Origin of the sequence: Pedobacter sp. 22226 (genome assembly GCF_052045455.1) — a bacterium.
Classification (GTDB): Bacteria; Bacteroidota; Bacteroidia; order Sphingobacteriales; family Sphingobacteriaceae; genus Pedobacter; species Pedobacter jeongneungensis.
This window is the reverse complement of sequence record NZ_JBQEPB010000001.1, coordinates 331,110-348,818: the sequence shown is the minus strand read 5'-3', so window position 1 is coordinate 348,818 and position 17,709 is coordinate 331,110. Positions and strand designations below refer to the sequence as shown.

The 17,709-nt window shown below is 37.4% G+C and carries 19 protein-coding genes; 8 read left to right on the top strand and 11 right to left on the bottom strand.

The genetic code is table 11. The features are described 5' to 3' along the window. The first annotated feature begins 226 nt into the window (after window positions 1-226). Window positions 227-1,351 carry a cyclic dehypoxanthinyl futalosine synthase gene (gene mqnC, locus ACTJKC_RS01520; RefSeq protein WP_344851306.1) on the top strand — a complete coding sequence of 375 codons (1,125 nt, stop codon included), beginning with the start codon at window positions 227-229 and terminating at the stop codon, window positions 1,349-1,351. Between the two features lie 229 nt (window positions 1,352-1,580). On the opposite strand, the gene ACTJKC_RS01515 is transcribed toward mqnC, so the two are convergent. Together ACTJKC_RS01515 and ACTJKC_RS01510 are read right to left on the bottom strand one after the other, a co-directional pair. Beyond that, window positions 1,581-2,426, bottom strand: coding sequence for a ferritin-like domain-containing protein (locus tag ACTJKC_RS01515; RefSeq protein ID WP_440789629.1), 846 nt, complete (start codon window positions 2,424-2,426; stop codon window positions 1,581-1,583). 19 nt (window positions 2,427-2,445) lie between these two features. Further along, the gene (locus ACTJKC_RS01510) at window positions 2,446-3,171 is read right to left on the bottom strand and encodes a ferritin-like domain-containing protein (protein ID WP_440789627.1); all 726 of its coding nucleotides are present in this window, start codon (window positions 3,169-3,171) and stop codon (window positions 2,446-2,448) included. Between the two features lie 124 nt (window positions 3,172-3,295). On the opposite strand from ACTJKC_RS01510, the gene ACTJKC_RS01505 reads away from it, so the two are divergent. From ACTJKC_RS01505 to ACTJKC_RS01485, 5 genes are all read left to right on the top strand, one after another. Further along, window positions 3,296-4,081 carry a LytR/AlgR family response regulator transcription factor gene (locus tag ACTJKC_RS01505; protein WP_344851309.1) on the top strand — a complete coding sequence of 262 codons (786 nt, stop codon included), beginning with the start codon at window positions 3,296-3,298 and terminating at the stop codon, window positions 4,079-4,081. Further along, window positions 4,071-7,076 carry a ligand-binding sensor domain-containing protein gene (locus tag ACTJKC_RS01500; RefSeq protein WP_440789624.1) on the top strand — a complete coding sequence of 1,002 codons (3,006 nt, stop codon included), beginning with the start codon at window positions 4,071-4,073 and terminating at the stop codon, window positions 7,074-7,076. Before ACTJKC_RS01505 ends, ACTJKC_RS01500 begins: the two co-directional genes overlap by 11 nt. 251 nt (window positions 7,077-7,327) lie before the next feature. After that, window positions 7,328-7,894 carry an SMC-Scp complex subunit ScpB gene (gene scpB / locus ACTJKC_RS01495; protein ID WP_440789622.1) on the top strand — a complete coding sequence of 189 codons (567 nt, stop codon included), beginning with the start codon at window positions 7,328-7,330 and terminating at the stop codon, window positions 7,892-7,894. Between the two features lie 87 nt (window positions 7,895-7,981). After that, window positions 7,982-8,179 carry a hypothetical protein gene (locus tag ACTJKC_RS01490; protein WP_344851312.1) on the top strand — a complete coding sequence of 66 codons (198 nt, stop codon included), beginning with the start codon at window positions 7,982-7,984 and terminating at the stop codon, window positions 8,177-8,179. Window positions 8,180-8,251: 72 nt separating this feature from the next. Next, on the top strand, window positions 8,252-9,370 hold the full coding sequence (locus ACTJKC_RS01485; protein WP_440789620.1) for a GNAT family N-acetyltransferase: 1,119 nt from the start codon (window positions 8,252-8,254) through the stop codon (window positions 9,368-9,370). A 204-nt stretch (window positions 9,371-9,574) separates the two neighbouring features. Here ACTJKC_RS01485 and ACTJKC_RS01480 read toward each other — a convergent pair whose 3' ends face one another. The 8 genes from ACTJKC_RS01480 to ACTJKC_RS01445 form a co-directional block, all read right to left on the bottom strand. Next, entirely contained in the window at window positions 9,575-10,504 is a 930-nt protein-coding gene (locus ACTJKC_RS01480) for an EamA family transporter (protein WP_440789618.1), read from the bottom strand. A gap of 4 nt (window positions 10,505-10,508) precedes the next feature. Continuing rightward, window positions 10,509-10,988, bottom strand: coding sequence for an Lrp/AsnC family transcriptional regulator (locus ACTJKC_RS01475; RefSeq protein ID WP_440789616.1), 480 nt, complete (start codon window positions 10,986-10,988; stop codon window positions 10,509-10,511). 119 nt (window positions 10,989-11,107) lie between these two features. Next, window positions 11,108-11,428 (bottom strand): helix-turn-helix domain-containing protein, encoded by a 321-nt coding sequence (locus ACTJKC_RS01470; protein ID WP_440789614.1) that lies wholly within the window; start codon window positions 11,426-11,428, stop codon window positions 11,108-11,110. A 100-nt stretch (window positions 11,429-11,528) separates the two neighbouring features. Beyond that, window positions 11,529-12,881 carry a UDP-N-acetylmuramate--L-alanine ligase gene (locus ACTJKC_RS01465; RefSeq protein ID WP_440789612.1) on the bottom strand — a complete coding sequence of 451 codons (1,353 nt, stop codon included), beginning with the start codon at window positions 12,879-12,881 and terminating at the stop codon, window positions 11,529-11,531. 92 nt (window positions 12,882-12,973) lie between these two features. Next, window positions 12,974-13,813 carry a 50S ribosomal protein L11 methyltransferase gene (gene prmA, locus ACTJKC_RS01460; protein ID WP_440789610.1) on the bottom strand — a complete coding sequence of 280 codons (840 nt, stop codon included), beginning with the start codon at window positions 13,811-13,813 and terminating at the stop codon, window positions 12,974-12,976. Then, entirely contained in the window at window positions 13,814-14,575 is a 762-nt protein-coding gene (gene tpiA / locus ACTJKC_RS01455; protein WP_440789608.1) for a triose-phosphate isomerase, read from the bottom strand. Window positions 14,576-14,651: 76 nt separating this feature from the next. Beyond that, window positions 14,652-15,818 (bottom strand): putative sugar nucleotidyl transferase, encoded by a 1,167-nt coding sequence (locus ACTJKC_RS01450; RefSeq protein WP_344851320.1) that lies wholly within the window; start codon window positions 15,816-15,818, stop codon window positions 14,652-14,654. A 72-nt stretch (window positions 15,819-15,890) separates the two neighbouring features. Beyond that, window positions 15,891-16,139: a type B 50S ribosomal protein L31 gene (locus ACTJKC_RS01445; RefSeq protein ID WP_025142617.1), complete on the bottom strand. Its 249-nt coding sequence runs from the start codon at window positions 16,137-16,139 to the stop codon at window positions 15,891-15,893. 287 nt (window positions 16,140-16,426) lie between these two features. Here ACTJKC_RS01445 and ACTJKC_RS01440 point away from each other — a divergent pair, with 287 nt between their 5' ends. Beyond that, window positions 16,427-16,594 carry a hypothetical protein gene (locus tag ACTJKC_RS01440; protein ID WP_344851321.1) on the top strand — a complete coding sequence of 56 codons (168 nt, stop codon included), beginning with the start codon at window positions 16,427-16,429 and terminating at the stop codon, window positions 16,592-16,594. A gap of 8 nt (window positions 16,595-16,602) precedes the next feature. Beyond that, window positions 16,603-17,304: a hypothetical protein gene (locus tag ACTJKC_RS01435; RefSeq protein WP_344851322.1), complete on the top strand. Its 702-nt coding sequence runs from the start codon at window positions 16,603-16,605 to the stop codon at window positions 17,302-17,304. Here ACTJKC_RS01435 and ACTJKC_RS01430 read toward each other — a convergent pair. Beyond that, on the bottom strand, window positions 17,301-17,585 hold the full coding sequence (locus ACTJKC_RS01430) for a hypothetical protein (protein WP_440789605.1): 285 nt from the start codon (window positions 17,583-17,585) through the stop codon (window positions 17,301-17,303). The two genes, ACTJKC_RS01435 and ACTJKC_RS01430, sit on opposite strands and share 4 nt — an antisense overlap. Window positions 17,586-17,709: the final 124 nt, after the last annotated feature.

The window sequence follows — 17,709 nt, the reverse complement described above, 5'->3', positions numbered from 1 at the left end:
GTAAAGATATTATTTTAAGGGAATTTGGGCGATGGAAAATGATGGAGAATTTAAAATGGCAAATGATGGACAATCTGAAATGTTGGATGGAAGATGTAAGATGAATAATGGAAACTCCATTATAACGCTAAACGCCATACGCTTTTCGAATAGCGCTCCATAATTTTTTTTACAAACCTCAAACCTTACGCCTTCAACCTTCCCTCCCTTTTACCTATCTTTGTATATGCAAACTGCAGAATTATTAAAACGTGCCTTAAACTTTGAGTTTCTTTCTCAGGAAGAAGGCGTATATCTATATCACAATGCCGATACTGCATCTTTGATGTTTGTGGCCAATGAACTAAGAAAAATTCAGGTGCCAAGTGGTAAAGTAACCTGGCAAATCGACCGCAATGTAAACACGACCAATGTTTGCATAGCAAACTGTAAATTCTGTAATTTCTTCCGCAGGCCTGGCCATGAGGAGAGTTATATTACGGATATCGAAACCTATAAAGTAAAAATTGAAGAAACTTTCCGTTTAGGCGGCGATCAATTGTTATTACAAGGTGGTCACCACCCTGATTTGGGCCTGGCCTTTTATGCCGATCTGTTCAAAAAATTAAAAGAATTATATCCCGATTTAAAACTTCACGCTTTAGGTCCGCCGGAAATTGCACACGTAGCAAAACTGGAAGGCATGACGCATACAGAGGTGTTAAAAGTGCTTAAAGAAGCCGGAATGGACTCGTTGCCTGGTGCCGGTGCCGAAATTTTAAATGACCGTGTAAGGCGTTTAATTTCTAAAGGAAAATGTGGCGGACAAGAGTGGCTGGATGTAATGCGTGCCTGCCATCAATTAGATATTACCACATCGGCAACCATGATGTTCGGTCATGTAGAAACCATTGAAGAACGTTTTGAGCATCTGGTATGGATCCGTCAGGTACAGAGCGAAAAACCTGCCGATGCAAATGGATTTTTAGCCTTTATTCCATGGCCTTTCCAGGACGATGGTACTTTATTAAAGAGGCTTCGAGGAATCAGCAACAATGTAACCGCTGATGAATATATCCGAATGATTGCCTTGAGCCGTATCATGTTGCCAAACATTAAAAATATCCAGGCCAGCTGGTTAACTGTTGGAAAAACCACTGCCCAGCTTTGTTTACATGCAGGTGCAAACGATTTTGGATCGATTATGATTGAAGAAAATGTAGTATCGGCCGCTGGTGCACCTCACCGTTTTACGGCTAATGGTATCCAGCAATCAATTAAAGCTGCAGGTTTCGAACCACAGTTACGTGGACAGAAATATAATTACAGGGATTTGCCTGAGCATTTAGAGGAACAGGTGATAACCTACTAGATGATTTAAAATGGGAAATGGAAGAAAGTATTGATTTTTAATGAGCATTGGCAGGCTTGCCTAAAGCAATATAGTTAAGTTGTTATAAATCTTTAATGACCAAATAAAGGATCAGTTTAAATTTCAACTGATCAATCCTGAAAATTATTTACAAAAAAGGGAAGTAAAACCAAGTTCTACCTCCCTACCTTAAACTAAACATTACCTAATCAATAATGTAAATATTTTTTTAGGTTAATTTTTTACCAGTTTTGATAAATTGATTTGCAATGTTTTTAACAGCCGCTCCAGTTAAAAATTCGTCAAAACTTTCTGCTGCCTGGGTTTGCGAAGCACCACCCAATCCATTAATCTCAATACCAGCTTGTACGGTATTTTGCTCACCAGCATAAACTCCATCAACTGCTGCAATTCCTGTATCGTTACCATTAGCTGCATAACTGATCCAAGGTTTTAAAGCCACACCCAATGAAGCTGCAACCATTTGGCGGATGTGCGATGCGTGACGGGCCTCTACTGAATGTATCTGTAAGGCAGTTGTTAAAACAGGCATACCTTTTAAAATAGGCGCTTGTCCTTTATAAGCTCTTACACCTGTATCTTCGAAAGCTAAAGCCACTTTTAAGAAAGTTTGATAGTTACTGAAAACGTCGCCAAATGCACCTCCAGCTGTAAAATCAAAATCAGCATCTACATAACCATCAGCACCTGTAATTTTTAACGCACTTTTTAATAAATCAACATGTGCTCTTTCATGGTTCCTGATCGTAGTTATAGCTGCATTTGATGCTGTTGTAGGGAAAGTGATAGTAGAATTTGTTAAAGCATGGTTGTAATAGTTGTACTCTAAATACTCTAAAGCCAATGCAAAACTTAATACATCATTAACACTACTTGGGTTTGTTTGTCCATAAGCTTTTTGAAACATTGAACCCAAAGCAAGCGGTAATGCTGCCATTGATATTTTTTTACCAACATTGAAAAAATCTTTCATTGCTGATCTACGCGGACTTAATCTTTCATAGATCTCACCGTCCACTTTTTCTATTTCGTCTAATATATTTAAGATATTCATGATTGTTGAGTTTTAAAGATTAAAGGTTGATTACGTTAATTTTTGTTTTTACATATTTTCCAGCAATTGCCAAAACTTTATCTGGTGTTAAAGCTCCGTCCAAACCTGCTGAATTACTAGCTCCTAATGCTGTTAAGCTATTCAAATCAGCAAAAGTTCCGTTAGAAATCTGATCCCTAACCCATGCTGCGTGACGGGCTTCTACTGAAACAATTTTACCTGCCAGAACAAGATAATCGGTAGTGGAAATACGTACACCAGCTCCATTATAAGCAGCCACACCTAAATCTTCGAATGATTGTGCAGCAGCTAAAACACCTGAAGCACTTGTGAAATCAATACTAGAAAAATCAACCTCTAAACTACCGATTGCAGCAGTACTCAATGCTTTTTTAAAGAATTCCCTGTGCGCAATTTCATGAAACTGAACATCCTGAAAATATGCTTTCTGGGCAGCTGTGAATGCTGAAGGTGGAGCAGATGCAACCTTAATATAAAACGCAGCTTCCAATTGCTCTAAAGCGTAAGCATAGTTTAGTACGCCGAAATCATCTTTAAAATCTAATGTTGCGCCATCCATTGTTGGATTTTCGTAGCCACGGTCTTTTTTACAACCAGCAGCTACTAAAGCAATACCCGCTGCACCCGCGCCTGCATACTGAAGAAAAGATCTTCTTCCTACAGTTTTGTCAAATAAACTTTTTTCCTGAAGCTCATTTTTTGTTTCTAGTTCATTGTTTTTCATAGTCATCTATGTTTAGTGGTTTTGAATTCGTTTGATGATACATACGTGACAATCAGAATACTGGTTTTTTCTTTTTGCATTTTTTTTTGTAAGCGCATTTTAATACATTCACCAACCTATAATTATGACTACACTTAAAGCCATTATTGTTGATGATGAGGAGTTTGCCCGATCGTCGCTATTTTTTTTACTGCAACAGAATTGTGCACAGGTAGAAATTACCGGTATTGCAAGGTCTGTAGCCGAAGCAAAAGATATTTTAGCGCACCATCCCATCGATTTAATCTTTCTCGATATTGCCATGCCGGGAGGCAATGGTTTCGAACTCATCCCCGATGCACAAAAACATAAGGCAGCTGTTATATTTACTACCGCTTACGATCAGTATGCACTGAAGGCAATTAAAGCCAATGCGCTCGATTATCTGCTAAAGCCAATCGATATAGATGAGCTTAAAACAGCCGTAGAGAAGGTTTTTCAGCATATAAAATTGTTTAAAGGCCAAAATGAAAACGACGAAAGAATCAATAATCTCGCCTCCAGCCTAAGCTCCAGAACGGAAATCAGGAAACTTACACTGCCTTACGGACAAGGTTTTAAAATGATCGATATTGATGACATTATTTACATTGAGGCAGATAGTAATTATTCTATCGTACACTTAAATAATCACGATAAAATAACCGTTTCTAAAGTATTACGCGAGTTTGAAGAGCTTTTACCAACCGACCAATTTGTAAGGATTCACAAGTCGAGCATCATCAATTTAAACCACTTAAAGGAATACAACTCTAAAAACGGACTTCAGGTTTTCCTGAAAAACGGCGAAAGCATTAACATTTCGAGAAGAAGGGCGAGCGATTTTTTCGAAAAAATAAAATTATTTACAAAAGCCAACAGTGATCATTAACCCACAGATAAAAGTTCAATTTTTAGCTAAAAAAGCTATCCTGAAGCCAAACTTCAGCAGAATTTTTATTGCTTTTTTATTTTTAGCTACAGTTTTTATCACTCCTAAAAGTCTTTTTGCCCAAACCACCTATCTTCCCCATTACAACTCAAAAAACGGATTGGCCAGCAACAATTGTTATTATATTTTACAGGACAAAAAAGGCTTTATCTGGATTGCTACAGACAATGGACTGAGCCGTTTTGACGGTACAAATTTCCAGAATTTCACCATTGAAGATGGATTGCCAGATACACAGATCCTCCAGATGAAAGAGGATAAAGAAGGTCGTTTATGGTTTTTCGCGCTTAATGGTCAGCTGAGTTATCTTAAAGAAGGTAAATTTTATAACCAGGATAACGATGAACTGCTTAAAAAATTAAATTTTAATACTGTAATTGTTTCATTTTTGGTCGATAAATCCGGAAGAATCTGGCTCGGCACCAACGCTAATCTTATTGTTTGCTGGGATGGAAAAACGATCAAAAAATACATTTCTCCTAACCAGAATGATAAATTTATCAATGCCTTTATCCATGAGGATGAACAGGGAAACATAATTGCCTACAGCGATTTAAGCGTTCAGCAATTTAATGGAAAAACTTTTTCCATGATTAAATCTAAGGTTCAGCCACTTTCTTACATGACCGCGACCAATAGTCCCCACCGTTCTTTGTTCTATCTGGATAGTGGTGGATTGAAACAATACAGACATGGAACCATTAATAACCTGATCCCAATCCCGCAGAACCTGATCAAAAATATGTCGGGCTATTTTTATTACGACGTTACCGCTAAAGAAGTCTGGCTATCAAATGCAAACGGCGCTTTTGCCCTTGATAAAAATGGGAAAACCGTCCAGTATTTACAGGATATCGCTGTTAATCAAGTAATTAAAGATAATAATCAAAACATATGGTTCGCTACCAATCAGGGCATTTATATGCTGCCGAATGCGAACAACAGACTTTCTATTATCGATGCGGAGTCGGGTTTGAGCAGCAATGTAATCAAAAGCATCACTAAAGATGGTAAAAACCGCCTTTGGCTGGGTACTGATGATGCCGTAATTGATGTTTTAAGCATCAACAATTATCAGGTTAACGAAATCGGTCTGGATGATTTTAAAAAGTACAAAACCATTAAACAGATTACATTCGATCCCAAAGATCAATCGATATATTTCGCTTCTGATTATGGCATGGGCGTTTTTAAAAATATTTATCAAGGCAATGATGAAGTAAGTTATTTAAAGGAATCAAACAATTCAATGTTTGTAATCAAACACTTCAGCATTGGCGAAAACAACAACCATTTAGCCCTGGCGCTATCATCAGGGGTGGTTTTCTTATCCGACAGGACGAACAAATTCGAATTTAACGCCGCTAAATACCGCGAAAAAGAAGATTTTTTTAAAGACCGCTCTTATCACGTTTTTTACGACCGCGAAGGCAGTTTGTGGTTTTCTAACGTTAGCGGTTTATCACAGTTTTCTAAAGGAAAATTAATCAAACATTACGAAAATCATCCTTTGCTTACCAAGAGGATAAACGACATTCAGCAGCTTGCGGATGGTACGCTGATTTTAGCTACTGATGGCTATGGATTAATTTTTTACAAAAATAATCAGATTACCAGGCAGATTACTCAAAAAGATGGTTTAACCAATAACATCTGTACCAAAATATTTGTAAAAAACAGCGAAATATGGGTCCTCACGAACAAGGGTGTTAACAAAATTGCAAATTACCCAAATCAGCCCAGTGTGGCCAATTTCGATTATGGCAAAGATTTGTTGAGCGATGATATTAATAGTTTATTTATTGATGATAGCACGGCTTATTTTGCTACAAACAAAGGTTTAATTTTATTCAAGTACAATAATAAAAACATCATTAAAAACCTGCCCAAGGTGTATGTTACCTCCATTATTAAAGATAACGAACGTTTACCGGTAGATCAGGGAAATTTCACCTTCGAAACGGGCAATAACACCATTTTATTCACTTTTAGCGCGGTAGATTTTACCACGAGTGATATTACCTACCGCTACCGTTTAAACGAAAATTCGCCCTGGATAGAAACGCGTACCAGACGACTGGATTTCTCCTCGCTACAATCGGGCGATTACGTGTTTGAAGTAAGCGCCAAAAGCCAGAACGGAAACTGGGGCGAACCGGCAAAAATCTCCTTTACCATTAAAAAACATTTTTGGCAAAGTCTATGGTTTTTGTCCATTTTAATCCTGTTAGTAGCCTATATTTTCTATAAAGTAGCGGTTTACATCACCCGCAAACAAAAAGATAAAGAGCAAGAGCAGTTATTATTAAAAAATAAGGTTTTAATGCTTGAGCAGCAGGCTTTACAGGCCATGATGAACCCGCATTTTGTATTTAACGTGATGAATTCTATCCAGCATTACATTAATACGCAAAATACGGCCTCTGCCAATAAAGTTTTAACCGGTTTTGCCCGCCTGATTAGAAAAAATCTCGAAATCTGTACAAAAAGTTACATTTCTTTAGAAGAAGAGCTGGAATACCTTAATCTTTATTTAAAATTAGAAAAAAACCGGTTTGGCGATAAACTCGAATATGTTTTTAATATCGACGAAGATATAGACAAGGAAGAAACCTTTATTCCTTCCATGTTGTTACAACCCTATGTAGAAAATGCAATATGGCATGGCATTATGCCAAAAGAAACCGGTGGCGAAATCCAGATCAACATTAAACTGCAGGACGAATTTTATTTAAACATCGAAATAATAGATGACGGGATTGGTATTGATAATTCATTGAAAGATAAAAAGGAAACGCATATTAGTAAAGGCATGCAGCTTACCAAAGAAAGATTACACCTTTTAGGGCAGATTGGAGCAAAACCTATACACTTAAATGTGAAACAAAATGCTACAAATGGCACAACAGTATCCATTTCTATACCGTTAAAATAGAAATTTTACCGTTTACTCAATTATTAATACCACTCACTAAATAGAACCTTGATCGAACCTTCTTTAGCCTTAAACTTGTGTTAGAAATAAACGATAGTGTTTATCAAAGACGTTCTTATAGAATTGATATAGATATTTAATAACCTAACCTAAAACTATATCTTAATTCAGGTTTCATTTGTGTGTTGAAAGCGGTCTTGTTTTTAAAAGCGAGACCGCTTTTTTTATGCCCAAAAATTCTATTTTTGCATATGCCCAATCACAACATCACCAGGCACATCGAAGCCCTTATATTTTCTTCCAGCCAAAGCATAGGCACCCAGGAGATTCTGCTTGCCCTTAACGCTGTTTTTAATGAAGAGTTTATCGAAACACAGGTATTCGAAAGTATCGAGCAGATTAAGGAAAAATATAGTCATGATGATTTTGCAATCGAACTGGTATTCTTAAACAATGGTTATCAGTTTCTTACCAAAAAAGATTATCACGAAACCGTTAACCAGCTCCAGTTACACCGGTCAAAGAAAAAATTAAGTCAGGCTGCTATGGAAACCCTGGCCATTATTGCTTATCGCCAGCCCATTACCAAATTGGAAATCGAACAGATCAGGGGTGTAAATTCTGATTATTCGGTACAGCGCCTGCTCGAAAAAGAACTGATCAGCATCGATGGAAAGGCAGAAACACCTGGCAGGCCAATCCTTTACAGTACAAGCCCGTTATTTATGGATTATTTTGGACTAAATAACCTGAGTCAGCTTCCGCAATTAAAAGACATCGTAAAAGAAGAAAATACTGTTGGCGAAAATGTTGAATAAATAATTTAATTTCTTTGCTTCCAGGTTGTTATTAAAAAAAGTTTTTTTGTATTTTTAAACTATAAAAGCAATTTTTATTTTTGTGTTATGAAAGCGCCAAAGAAACTCCCAACAAAGCCGACTACAAAGAAACAGGTAGACGAAGACGATGATCTTGAAGATGATGACGATATTCAAACAACGAAAAAGAAGCCTCAGGATGACGATGATGATGACGATTTTGACTTGCCGTTAGATGATCTTGACAACTTCGAGAATTTCGATGATGACGACGACGATTATTAATATTTAAAAAACATATATTTGAAAAAGCATCCGCCCGCTTGGTAGGATGCTTTTTAATTTTAAAATGTGCCCATGCAAGTAATACAGGTAAGCAAACCATCATTAAAAAAAGATTTTCTAAATACGCCTAAACTCTTATATAAAAACGATAAAAACTGGATCTGTCCGTTGGATAGCGAAGTAGAAAATGTCTTTAATCCTGAAAAAAACACCTTTTTTGCGCATGGGAAATGTACACGCTGGGTTTTGAAAGATGATGCGGGCAAACTTATCGGCCGTGTAGCAGCCTTTATTAATGAGAAAAAAGCGTATCATTACGATCAGCCAACGGGCGGAATGGGTTTTTTTGAATGCATTGATGATGAAAAAGCAGCATTTCTGTTATTCGATACCACTAAAGCATGGCTGACTGAAAACGGCATGAAAGCCATGGACGGACCGATAAATTTTGGAGAGAACGATACCTTTTGGGGCCTGCTGGTGGATGGCTTTACCCCTCCTTCTTTCGGGATGAATTATAATTTCCCTTACTATCAAAAGTTTTTCGAAAAGTATGGCTTTGTTACCGAATATGAACAGTTAACCAATCATATTAACCTTACCATTCCTTTCCCTGAGCGTTTTACCAAAATTGCCAATTGGGTAAGAAACAAACCGGGTTATACTTTTGAGTATTTCAGTAAGGCCAATGCCGGCAAATACATTAACGATTTAATGGAAATCTATAATGATGGCTGGCAGGATTTTGAAAACTTTGTTCCGATCAAAAAAGAAACTCTCGAAGAAAGCTTTAAAAGCATGGAGCCGATTATGGACGAACATTTGATCCAGTTTGCCTATTTTAATGGTGAGCCGGCATCTTTTGTGGTGTTAATTCCTGATGCCAACCAGATGATTAAAGGTTTTGATGGTAAATTGGGTTTAATTGAAAAATTAAAGTTTGCTTACCGTCGCTGGGTGGGCGTTACCCGCATGAGGGCTATTGTAATGGGTACTAAACCTAAATTTCAGAAACATGGCCTGGAATCAGTTCTTTTTATTCGTTTAGGTGAATATGTATTACCTAAAAATCAATACAAGGAGCTTGAATTAAGCTGGGTGGGCGATTTTAATGAGCAGATGATCGCGATACACAAGGCTACGGGTGCTACCTTTGGCAAAAAGCATTTAACGATGCGCAAAATATTTTAATCGCCAAGGTTCGTGTCGCCACGAACCTTTTTTTATTTTCCTGCCACGGATTCACTGAAAACAAGAAAAAATTCAATTTCATTTTTTTGTTTTATGCAGCAGATTTCTCTCCCGAACGTTCGGGACTGCACTTCAGTCGAAATGACGGTTTAGCTATAACCTTATGCTGTGGTTCGTGTCGCCAAGCACCACTTTTATTTTCGCCTACGCACTTTTATACTTTGGTAAATTAATCAACAGCACACTACCTAAAATAATCACCAAACCGATCACTTGTGTAATTCCGATTACTTCATTGGTAAAAGTTAAACTCAACAGCACTGCCACAACCGGATTTACATAAGCATAAGTACTTACCTGTGTAGCCGGACGCACTTTTAGCAACCATACATAAGCGCTAAACGCAGCAATGGAACCAAACAGGATCAGGTATATGATCGATAACCATGCATCAAGTGATATACCGCTCCAATCCAGTAATTTAAATTCTGATTTCAATACGGCACCCGGCAAAAATGCTAAACTTGCCATCAACATTTGCCAACCTGTGTTTACAGAAACAGAACTTTCTGTGGTGGGGTGATATTTCGAATAAAGCGAGCCGCCAGCCCAGGCAATTGGTCCGAAAACCAACAGTACCATGCCGATGATTTGCAGGTTACTTTGTGGTTTATCAAGCGCCTGCATAATCTGATCGCCAAATAAAAGTACAACCCCTAAAAAACCGATAATCAAACCCGAAACAATATATTTATTACTCAGATTCTCTTTCCAGTGAGATTTATCCAGGATCACAAACCATATTGCTGCCGAAGCCACCATGATGGCCACCAAACCGCTTGGAATAAATTGTTCTACCCAAATTACAATCCCATTTCCTAAACCCAGCATCAGGATACCGCTTACCGCTGCAATTTTAATCGTTTTCAGGTTAAAAATCTGCTCCCCTTTTATCTTACACCAACCCAATAACAAAATGCCTGCAACGGTGAACCGCACTACACCTAAAATAAAAGGAGGAAAACCAGCCAGTGCTTTCTGGATAAAAAAGTAAGTAGAGCCCCATACAATATACACGATAGCAAATGCAAGGTAAACCATTACCGGAGATGCTGTTTTATTTAAATTTGCCATGATTTTATTTTTGAGGAATTACCAGTTGTTGCTGTTCTTTTACCGTTTCTAACACAATAGTTGTTTTCACCGATAAAATGTTGGGCACCTTGCTAAACTCATCTCGCAGCAAAGCCATTAGTGAGGCCGAATCAGTTGTTCTTACCTTTACAAGGAAACAATCATCGCCCGCAATTACATGCACTTCCTGCACATCGGGAATTTTAGCCAGCTCGCTTGCGGTATCGTTACAGCTGAAACTTTGCGCTGATTTCATTGAAATAAATGCCAGTAATTTTAAATCGACCGCAACAGGATTTACCTTGGCATTATAGCCGGTAATTACGTTCTTCTTCTCAAGTTTTTTTACGCGCTCCAGCACAGCTGAAGGAACGAGATCCAATGCCTTCGCCAAATCTACGTTTGAGATCCGGGCATTATCCTGCATGAGTCTGAGTATAGCCAGATCGATATGATCAAGGCTAAAATTGTTTTCGAGTACCATTCTGTAAAACTATAAATATTAAGAACATAATTCAAAATATTTTAAATAAAAATGAATTTTATTCTATTATATAGTTTTATTATGATAATTAATCGGCTTAGCAAATCGAAATCCGAATTTTATATTCCCAGTTTATCGTACAGGTCGATTACTTTTTTTCGGAGTTTATTAATTTCTTCTTCTTTTTCAATCAGTTCTTTTTTAAGCACTGCTAATTCGGCTGATGGCTCGGCCCCTACTGTTTTACCATCAATTAATTGCGAAACGGAAACTTTAAAAGTTTTAGAAATCTGGAGTAAACGGGAAATGTTGAGATCGGTTTGACCTGTTTCTATTTTGCAGAAAGCCGGAGTAGAAATATTTAATTTTTTGGCAGCATCAGCCTGACTTAAACCTAAGGCCAATCTGCTTTGTTTAATGCGGTCTCCGATGCTTTTCATTTATAGATATGAGATTTGAGATACTAGATGTGAGATATGAGACTTGAGATGCTAGATATGAGATGGGGTGATCTCCTGTCTCAAATCTCACATCTCATATCTATTTATCTAACGAAGCCGCCAGTTCGGGCAGATCGAAACCTGCGTAATTGCCGGAACTCATCATTAAAAGATTGGTATCCTTATAATTGAGGCTTAACAAGTAACTTTTCAGTTTGGCAGCATCGTTAAAAAATTTCAGTTTTGAGTTTGCAAATGCCTGTTGCACATCATCTTCAGAAAAAGGCTCCATGCGTTTTTGTTCAAAAGATTTGATATCGATAAACACAATTGCCTCATCAACTTTATCCATCGCACCAGTATATTCTTTTAAAAAATCTTTGTTTAAACTACTGAAAGTATGCAATTCAATACAAGCTACCAATTTACGATTTTTAAACTGTGCTTTAACTGCATCAATTGTAGCTTTCAATTTTGATGGCGAATGTGCAAAATCTTTGTACACATTTGTCGAATCATCGGCAGAAATTACTTCTAAACGTTTGGCTGCGCCTGTAAATGAAGCAATTGCGGTATCAAAATCCAATTCACTGATATTTAACTGCTTACAGACTAATTTAGCCGCATTGAGGTTCATCAGGTTATGATCGCCAAAAATCTTTAGCGCTGTTTCTTCCGGAAGCAGGTAAGTTATCCCGTTTCTGATTTCATGTTCAGGAATGGCATAACCGATTTTAGTAATGTCCGCTTTTGAATTGGATACAATCTCGTTCAGATCAGCATCTGCTTTACAGTAAATCAAAGTACCTTTAGTTTCGATGGTATCGATAAATTTATCAAACTGTAAAGTATAATCAGCATAAGTTGGAAAAACATTGATGTGGTCCCAGGCAATACCACTAATTACGGCAACATTTGCTTTATAAAGGTGAAATTTAGGTCTTCTATCAATCGGCGACGATAAATATTCATCACCTTCAATAATCATTACGGGAGCTTCTTCGGTTACTTTAACCATGGTTTCGAAACCGGCCAGCTGTGCACCAACGAGGTAATCGAAATCGCGTTTATAATAATTTAATACATGCAAAATCATACTGGTAATGGTTGTTTTACCATGACTGCCACCAATTACTACACGCAGTTTATTTTTGCTTTGTTCGTAAATATATTCAGGGTAGGAATAGATTTTGACCCCCAGTTCCTGCGCTTTCAATAATTCGGGATTATCGATCCGGGCATGCATGCCTAAAATTACCGCGTCTAAATCTTTCGAAATACGGTTTTCATCCCATCCCATTTCGGCAGGCAAAAGACCATATTTATTTAACCTCGATTTTGCAGGTTCAAAAATCACATCATCCGAACCCGAAATCTGATAACCTTTTTTATGTAATGCAATGGCTAGGTTGTGCATGGCACTTCCACCAATTGCTATAAAATGTATGCGCATATTTTTAATTATTGAATGAAAGAATTTGAGAATGATTGAATGGTAATGCATCGTAAACTAAAACATTCTGTCATTCATTCAAAATTCAATCATTATTTTTTCTCAAACTGAGCCGCAACCCAATCGCCGTTTTGCTTATGATCAACGTATTTGATACCATATTTAGCACATTCCGCCGTAATCATACCCAGATCGGGATCCAGATAAAAACCACTGAAGAAAATTTTGCCTTCTGGTTTTAAAACCTCCGCATAACGGTGAATCTGATCTAAAAGGATATTTCTATTGATATTAGCAAAAATAACATCATATTCGTCATCAGGAATAAAATCTTTACTGCCGCAAAGTGCCTGTAAATTATCTACCTGGTTAAGTGCAGCATTTTCTATTGTACTTTCGTAACAGATATCATCATAATCAATCGCCATTAAACTTTTAGCACCCAATTTTGCAGCCAAAATGGCTAAAATTCCGGTTCCGCAGCCCATATCGAGGATGTTTTTGCCTTTAAGATCGGCAGCTAAGATGTACTGCATCATCATGGTAGTGGTTTGGTGGTGACCGGTACCAAAAGCCATTTTTGGATCAATTACGATTTCGTAAGGATATGATGGCTGTGGCTCGTGAAAGGTTGCCCTTACATAACACACATCATCAATAATCAGCGGAATGAAATTCTTCTCCCATTCGGCATTCCAGTTTTCGTCGGCAACATCTTCTAAAGTGTAATCTGTTGCAAATTCTTCGCTGTAATTACCTAGCAGATCTTTTAACTCCTGCTCGTTAAAATTATCCTTAATTACGAAAGCCGTAAAACCACCCTCACTATCTTCGAAAGTATCGAAGCCTAAATCGGCAAGATCGCTGATGAGCAGATCCTGTTGATAATCTTCGATACCTTTGAACGTAAATATTGCTTTAATGTATTGCATTTAGCTATTTAATGCTTTAATAATATCTGTAAAATCGCGAGATTTTAATGATGCACCACCAATTAAGCCACCATCAATATCTTTTTGCGAGAATAAACTTGCTGCGTTGCCAGGGTTACAGCTACCGCCATATAAAATGGTAGTATCATCAGCCACATTGAAACCATAATTTGCTTCAATTTCACTGCGGATAAAAGCGTGAATATCCTGTGCCTGTTCTGGTGAAGCGGTTAAACCTGTACCTATAGCCCAAACCGGCTCATAAGCGATCACAATCTTTTTGAAATCCTCTTCGGTTAAGCTGAAAAGACCTTCAACCAATTGCTTTTTCAACACTTCGTAATAGCTACCATTATTGCGTTCATCCAAAGTTTCGCCGATACAAAAAATAGGTGTTAAACCATGTGCCAGAGCTGTTTTGGTTTTAGCAGCCAATAATTCATCGCTTTCAGCAAAATATTGTCTGCGCTCTGAGTGACCTAAAATAACATATTCTGCACCAACAGATTTTACCATTTTAGCAGAAGTTTCGCCTGTATATGCGCCACTTTCTTTATCGCTGATGTTCTGAGCGCCAATTTTAACATCGTTACCACCCAATTTTGCCAAACTGTTTAAATGAATAAATGGCGAGCAAATAATAGCCAGCTGATCGCCTTTGCGCTCATCTTTAACCATATTTACAATTTCGCTGAACAACGAAACACCTTCATTATAATCTAAGTTCATTTTCCAGTTACCGGCAACAATCTTTTTTCTCATTTTGTATTTTTTTAATGTTAGAATGTTTTAAAGTTGGAATGTTCAAATGTTGAAATATCCCAACCCTTCATCTTATTTAAAATCGTCTGTACGATTCGGTTAATTCAAATATTTTTGCAATAATGTTTTTGTCAACTTCCCCTAAAGGTAGGTTCTTCCGGGCGAAAACCTTTTCAGTAGTTTCTAACATTTTATCCAGTTTATAAGCTTCAAAGCTATTGCCTCCTCCCCAGCTAAAATCAGATATATGGTTTGGTGGAAGTCCGCCGCCGAAAACATTGGCGCTAACCCCTACCACAGTACCTGTATTAAACATGGTATTAATGCCGGATTTAGCATGATCGGCCATAATTAAGCCACAAAACTGCAGATTGGTATTTCGCATTTTTCGGCTTTCGTAATCGTAAAGCTTAACTTCTGCATAGTTATTTTTTAAATTCGAATTATTGGTATCGGCACCAATATTGCACCATTCGCCCATTACCGAATTACCTAAATAACCTTCGTGCCCTTTAGCCGAATTGCCCCAGATTACAGCATTGTTAATTTCGCCACCTGCACGGCTATTCGGGCCAATTGTAGTACCCGAATATATTTTAGCACCCATTTTTATGGATGAATTATCACAAAGTGCAAAAGATCCCCTGATTAGAGAACCTTCCCAAACTTCAGCATTTTTACCGATATAAATTGGTCCGTAAGTAGTATTAAATACACTACATTCTGCTTTAGCACCTTCTTCCAGAAAAATATCATCTCCTAACAGCTGATTGGTACCGCTTAACTTTGCCGAACTACGTCCTTCAGTTAACAATTTAAAATCTTTTCTGATTTCGGCCGGATTATGACCAAAAATATGCTCGGGATAAACAATATGTATAAAATCGCCGGCATATTCAATTTGCTTTAGCGATTTAACAGTTTCAGAATCGTGTCTGTCGGCAATATAAGCCACAATTACATCTTTTTTACAGAGTACCTCACCTGCTTTAAGGTTGACAACAGCATTAAGCAAAGCTTCATCGGGACAAACCGAACCGTTTATAAATAAATTAGCATCAGGTTTTGGTGCATATTTTATAGAGAGGTAATCCTGGGTATGAAAGCCAAAATCGGCTTTTAAATGTTTGGCCCATTTTTCAGCAATGGTTAAAATACCTATGCGCAGATCGGCCACTGGCCTGGTAAAAGTAAGCGGACGCAGGGACATCCAGCTGGCATCATCAAAAAGATTGATTGTCATAAGCTGCAAAAATAAAAAAAGTCCCGATGCTTTTGGCAAAGGGACTTCAAAAAATGCTTTTTACAGCTAAAATTATTTCTTAGCGTAACGGTTTTTGAATTTATCGATACGTCCTGCAGTATCAACCAATTTCATTTTACCAGTATAAAAAGGGTGTGAAGTGTGAGAAATCTCTAATTTATAAAGAGGGTACTCGTTACCATCTTCCCATTTAATTGTTTCTTTAGTATCTACGCAAGATTTTGTTAAGAAAGCATATTCGTTAGACATATCTTTAAAAACAACTGGTCTGTAGCTTGTTGGGTGCAAATCTTTTTTCATTTGAATATTATTTTTAGTTATTTGTGTGAAAGCATCAAGAACATTTTTGCAATTTGCTGGCAACAACGCTTATGACATTTCCTATTAGTCTTTCTACCTCTATTTTAGAGGATGCAAATATCTTAATTTTATTTTTGATTTACAAGCCTAATTAAAGAATTTTAAATTATATGGCTTTTCTACTTCTGGTTTAATCAAAAGGGCATAAACAGATCGCGGCAAAGCTAAACTTTTTTGAGCTGAATATTGTTTTTCAGATATTTAAAAAATATGTGTAAATTTGGTATATGAGAAAAGAAAGCGAATTTGACGGCATTATCCATGCCGATAGCAGCGGAAAGCTCTACATTAAAAGTCCTGATTTTTTTGCGCAGCCAAGGGTTATCGAAATGGTGGGTGCATTAATGCAATCGAATATTTTCAAAAAGATAGAAAAGGACAAAAACAAAAAATAACCATATAAATGCCATTTAACCTACTCTTGTTCCCTCTTGTAGGCGGCTATTATATATTAATCAGGTTCAGGTACCTGCGGTATGTGCAATACCGGCTCGAAAGCCAGCGCATACTATTAAATTCTGCTTTTGCCGGAATCCTATTACTCGGCGCGTGTTTTATATTAAGGGGAATTTTTATTGCCATCTGGCCAGAAACCGTTGAACAACTTAGCAGATTACTTCCTATCCATGCGCCTTATTTTGGCACCACAAGTTTATCTTTATTAGTAGCCGTTGCGGCAACTGAGATCGCGAATCTTTTTATCAACCGCCTAAAAGCGATTAAAAGGGCAATAGCCACATCGGGAAATGAATTTGAACTATTATTAAGCTCCTCTTTTTTTGATGCCCACCTTTTACAGTTTACCATGGACAGCGGCAAATTTTACATCGGCTGGGTGAAAGAACTGCCAAAACCTTTTACCACAAGTTATATCCGGATTACGCCTGCTTTTAGTGGTTACCGTAAGGCCGATGATAAGGAACTGGTTTTTACCACTCAATATTTAACGGTTTACGCCAGTTATATTGAAGATGGTTCGGTTGCCAATACAGATGAATTAAAAACCGACCTCGTATTAAAAGCGGATAAGATTAATTCCATCTCTTTTTTTGATATGGATATGTACAACAGGTTTAATCCTTCGCAGGAAGAAACTACCGATTAATCCTTTTTCGGACTGTATTTTTTCCAGGTTTCTATTTTAGCTTTCTGACGGGCAATGTAAGCATCAGCAATTACCTCAGCGGAGCTTAAGCCTTCTACGGTTTCCAGCAGTTCTTTTAGTTTATACTGATCTACATCTGCCTTATATAAGATCTGGATCAGTTTAGGAAAATCGGTATCGATGAGGTAGGTAAAAGCATCAACCATTGCATCCCGTAACTGGCTTTCGGAAAGAGTATCCGGTATATCGAAATCTTTGCTGATGATACTGGTTAATGACACGGAATTAGGATTTTTGAGATTATAGGATTTTAAGATCAAGTTTTATTAGGCAATTTGCTAAAGCCAAGCACCACAGGCCAAAGTTAAATAAACCTGATGGAAACGGCAGCTCCCGATTGAAAAG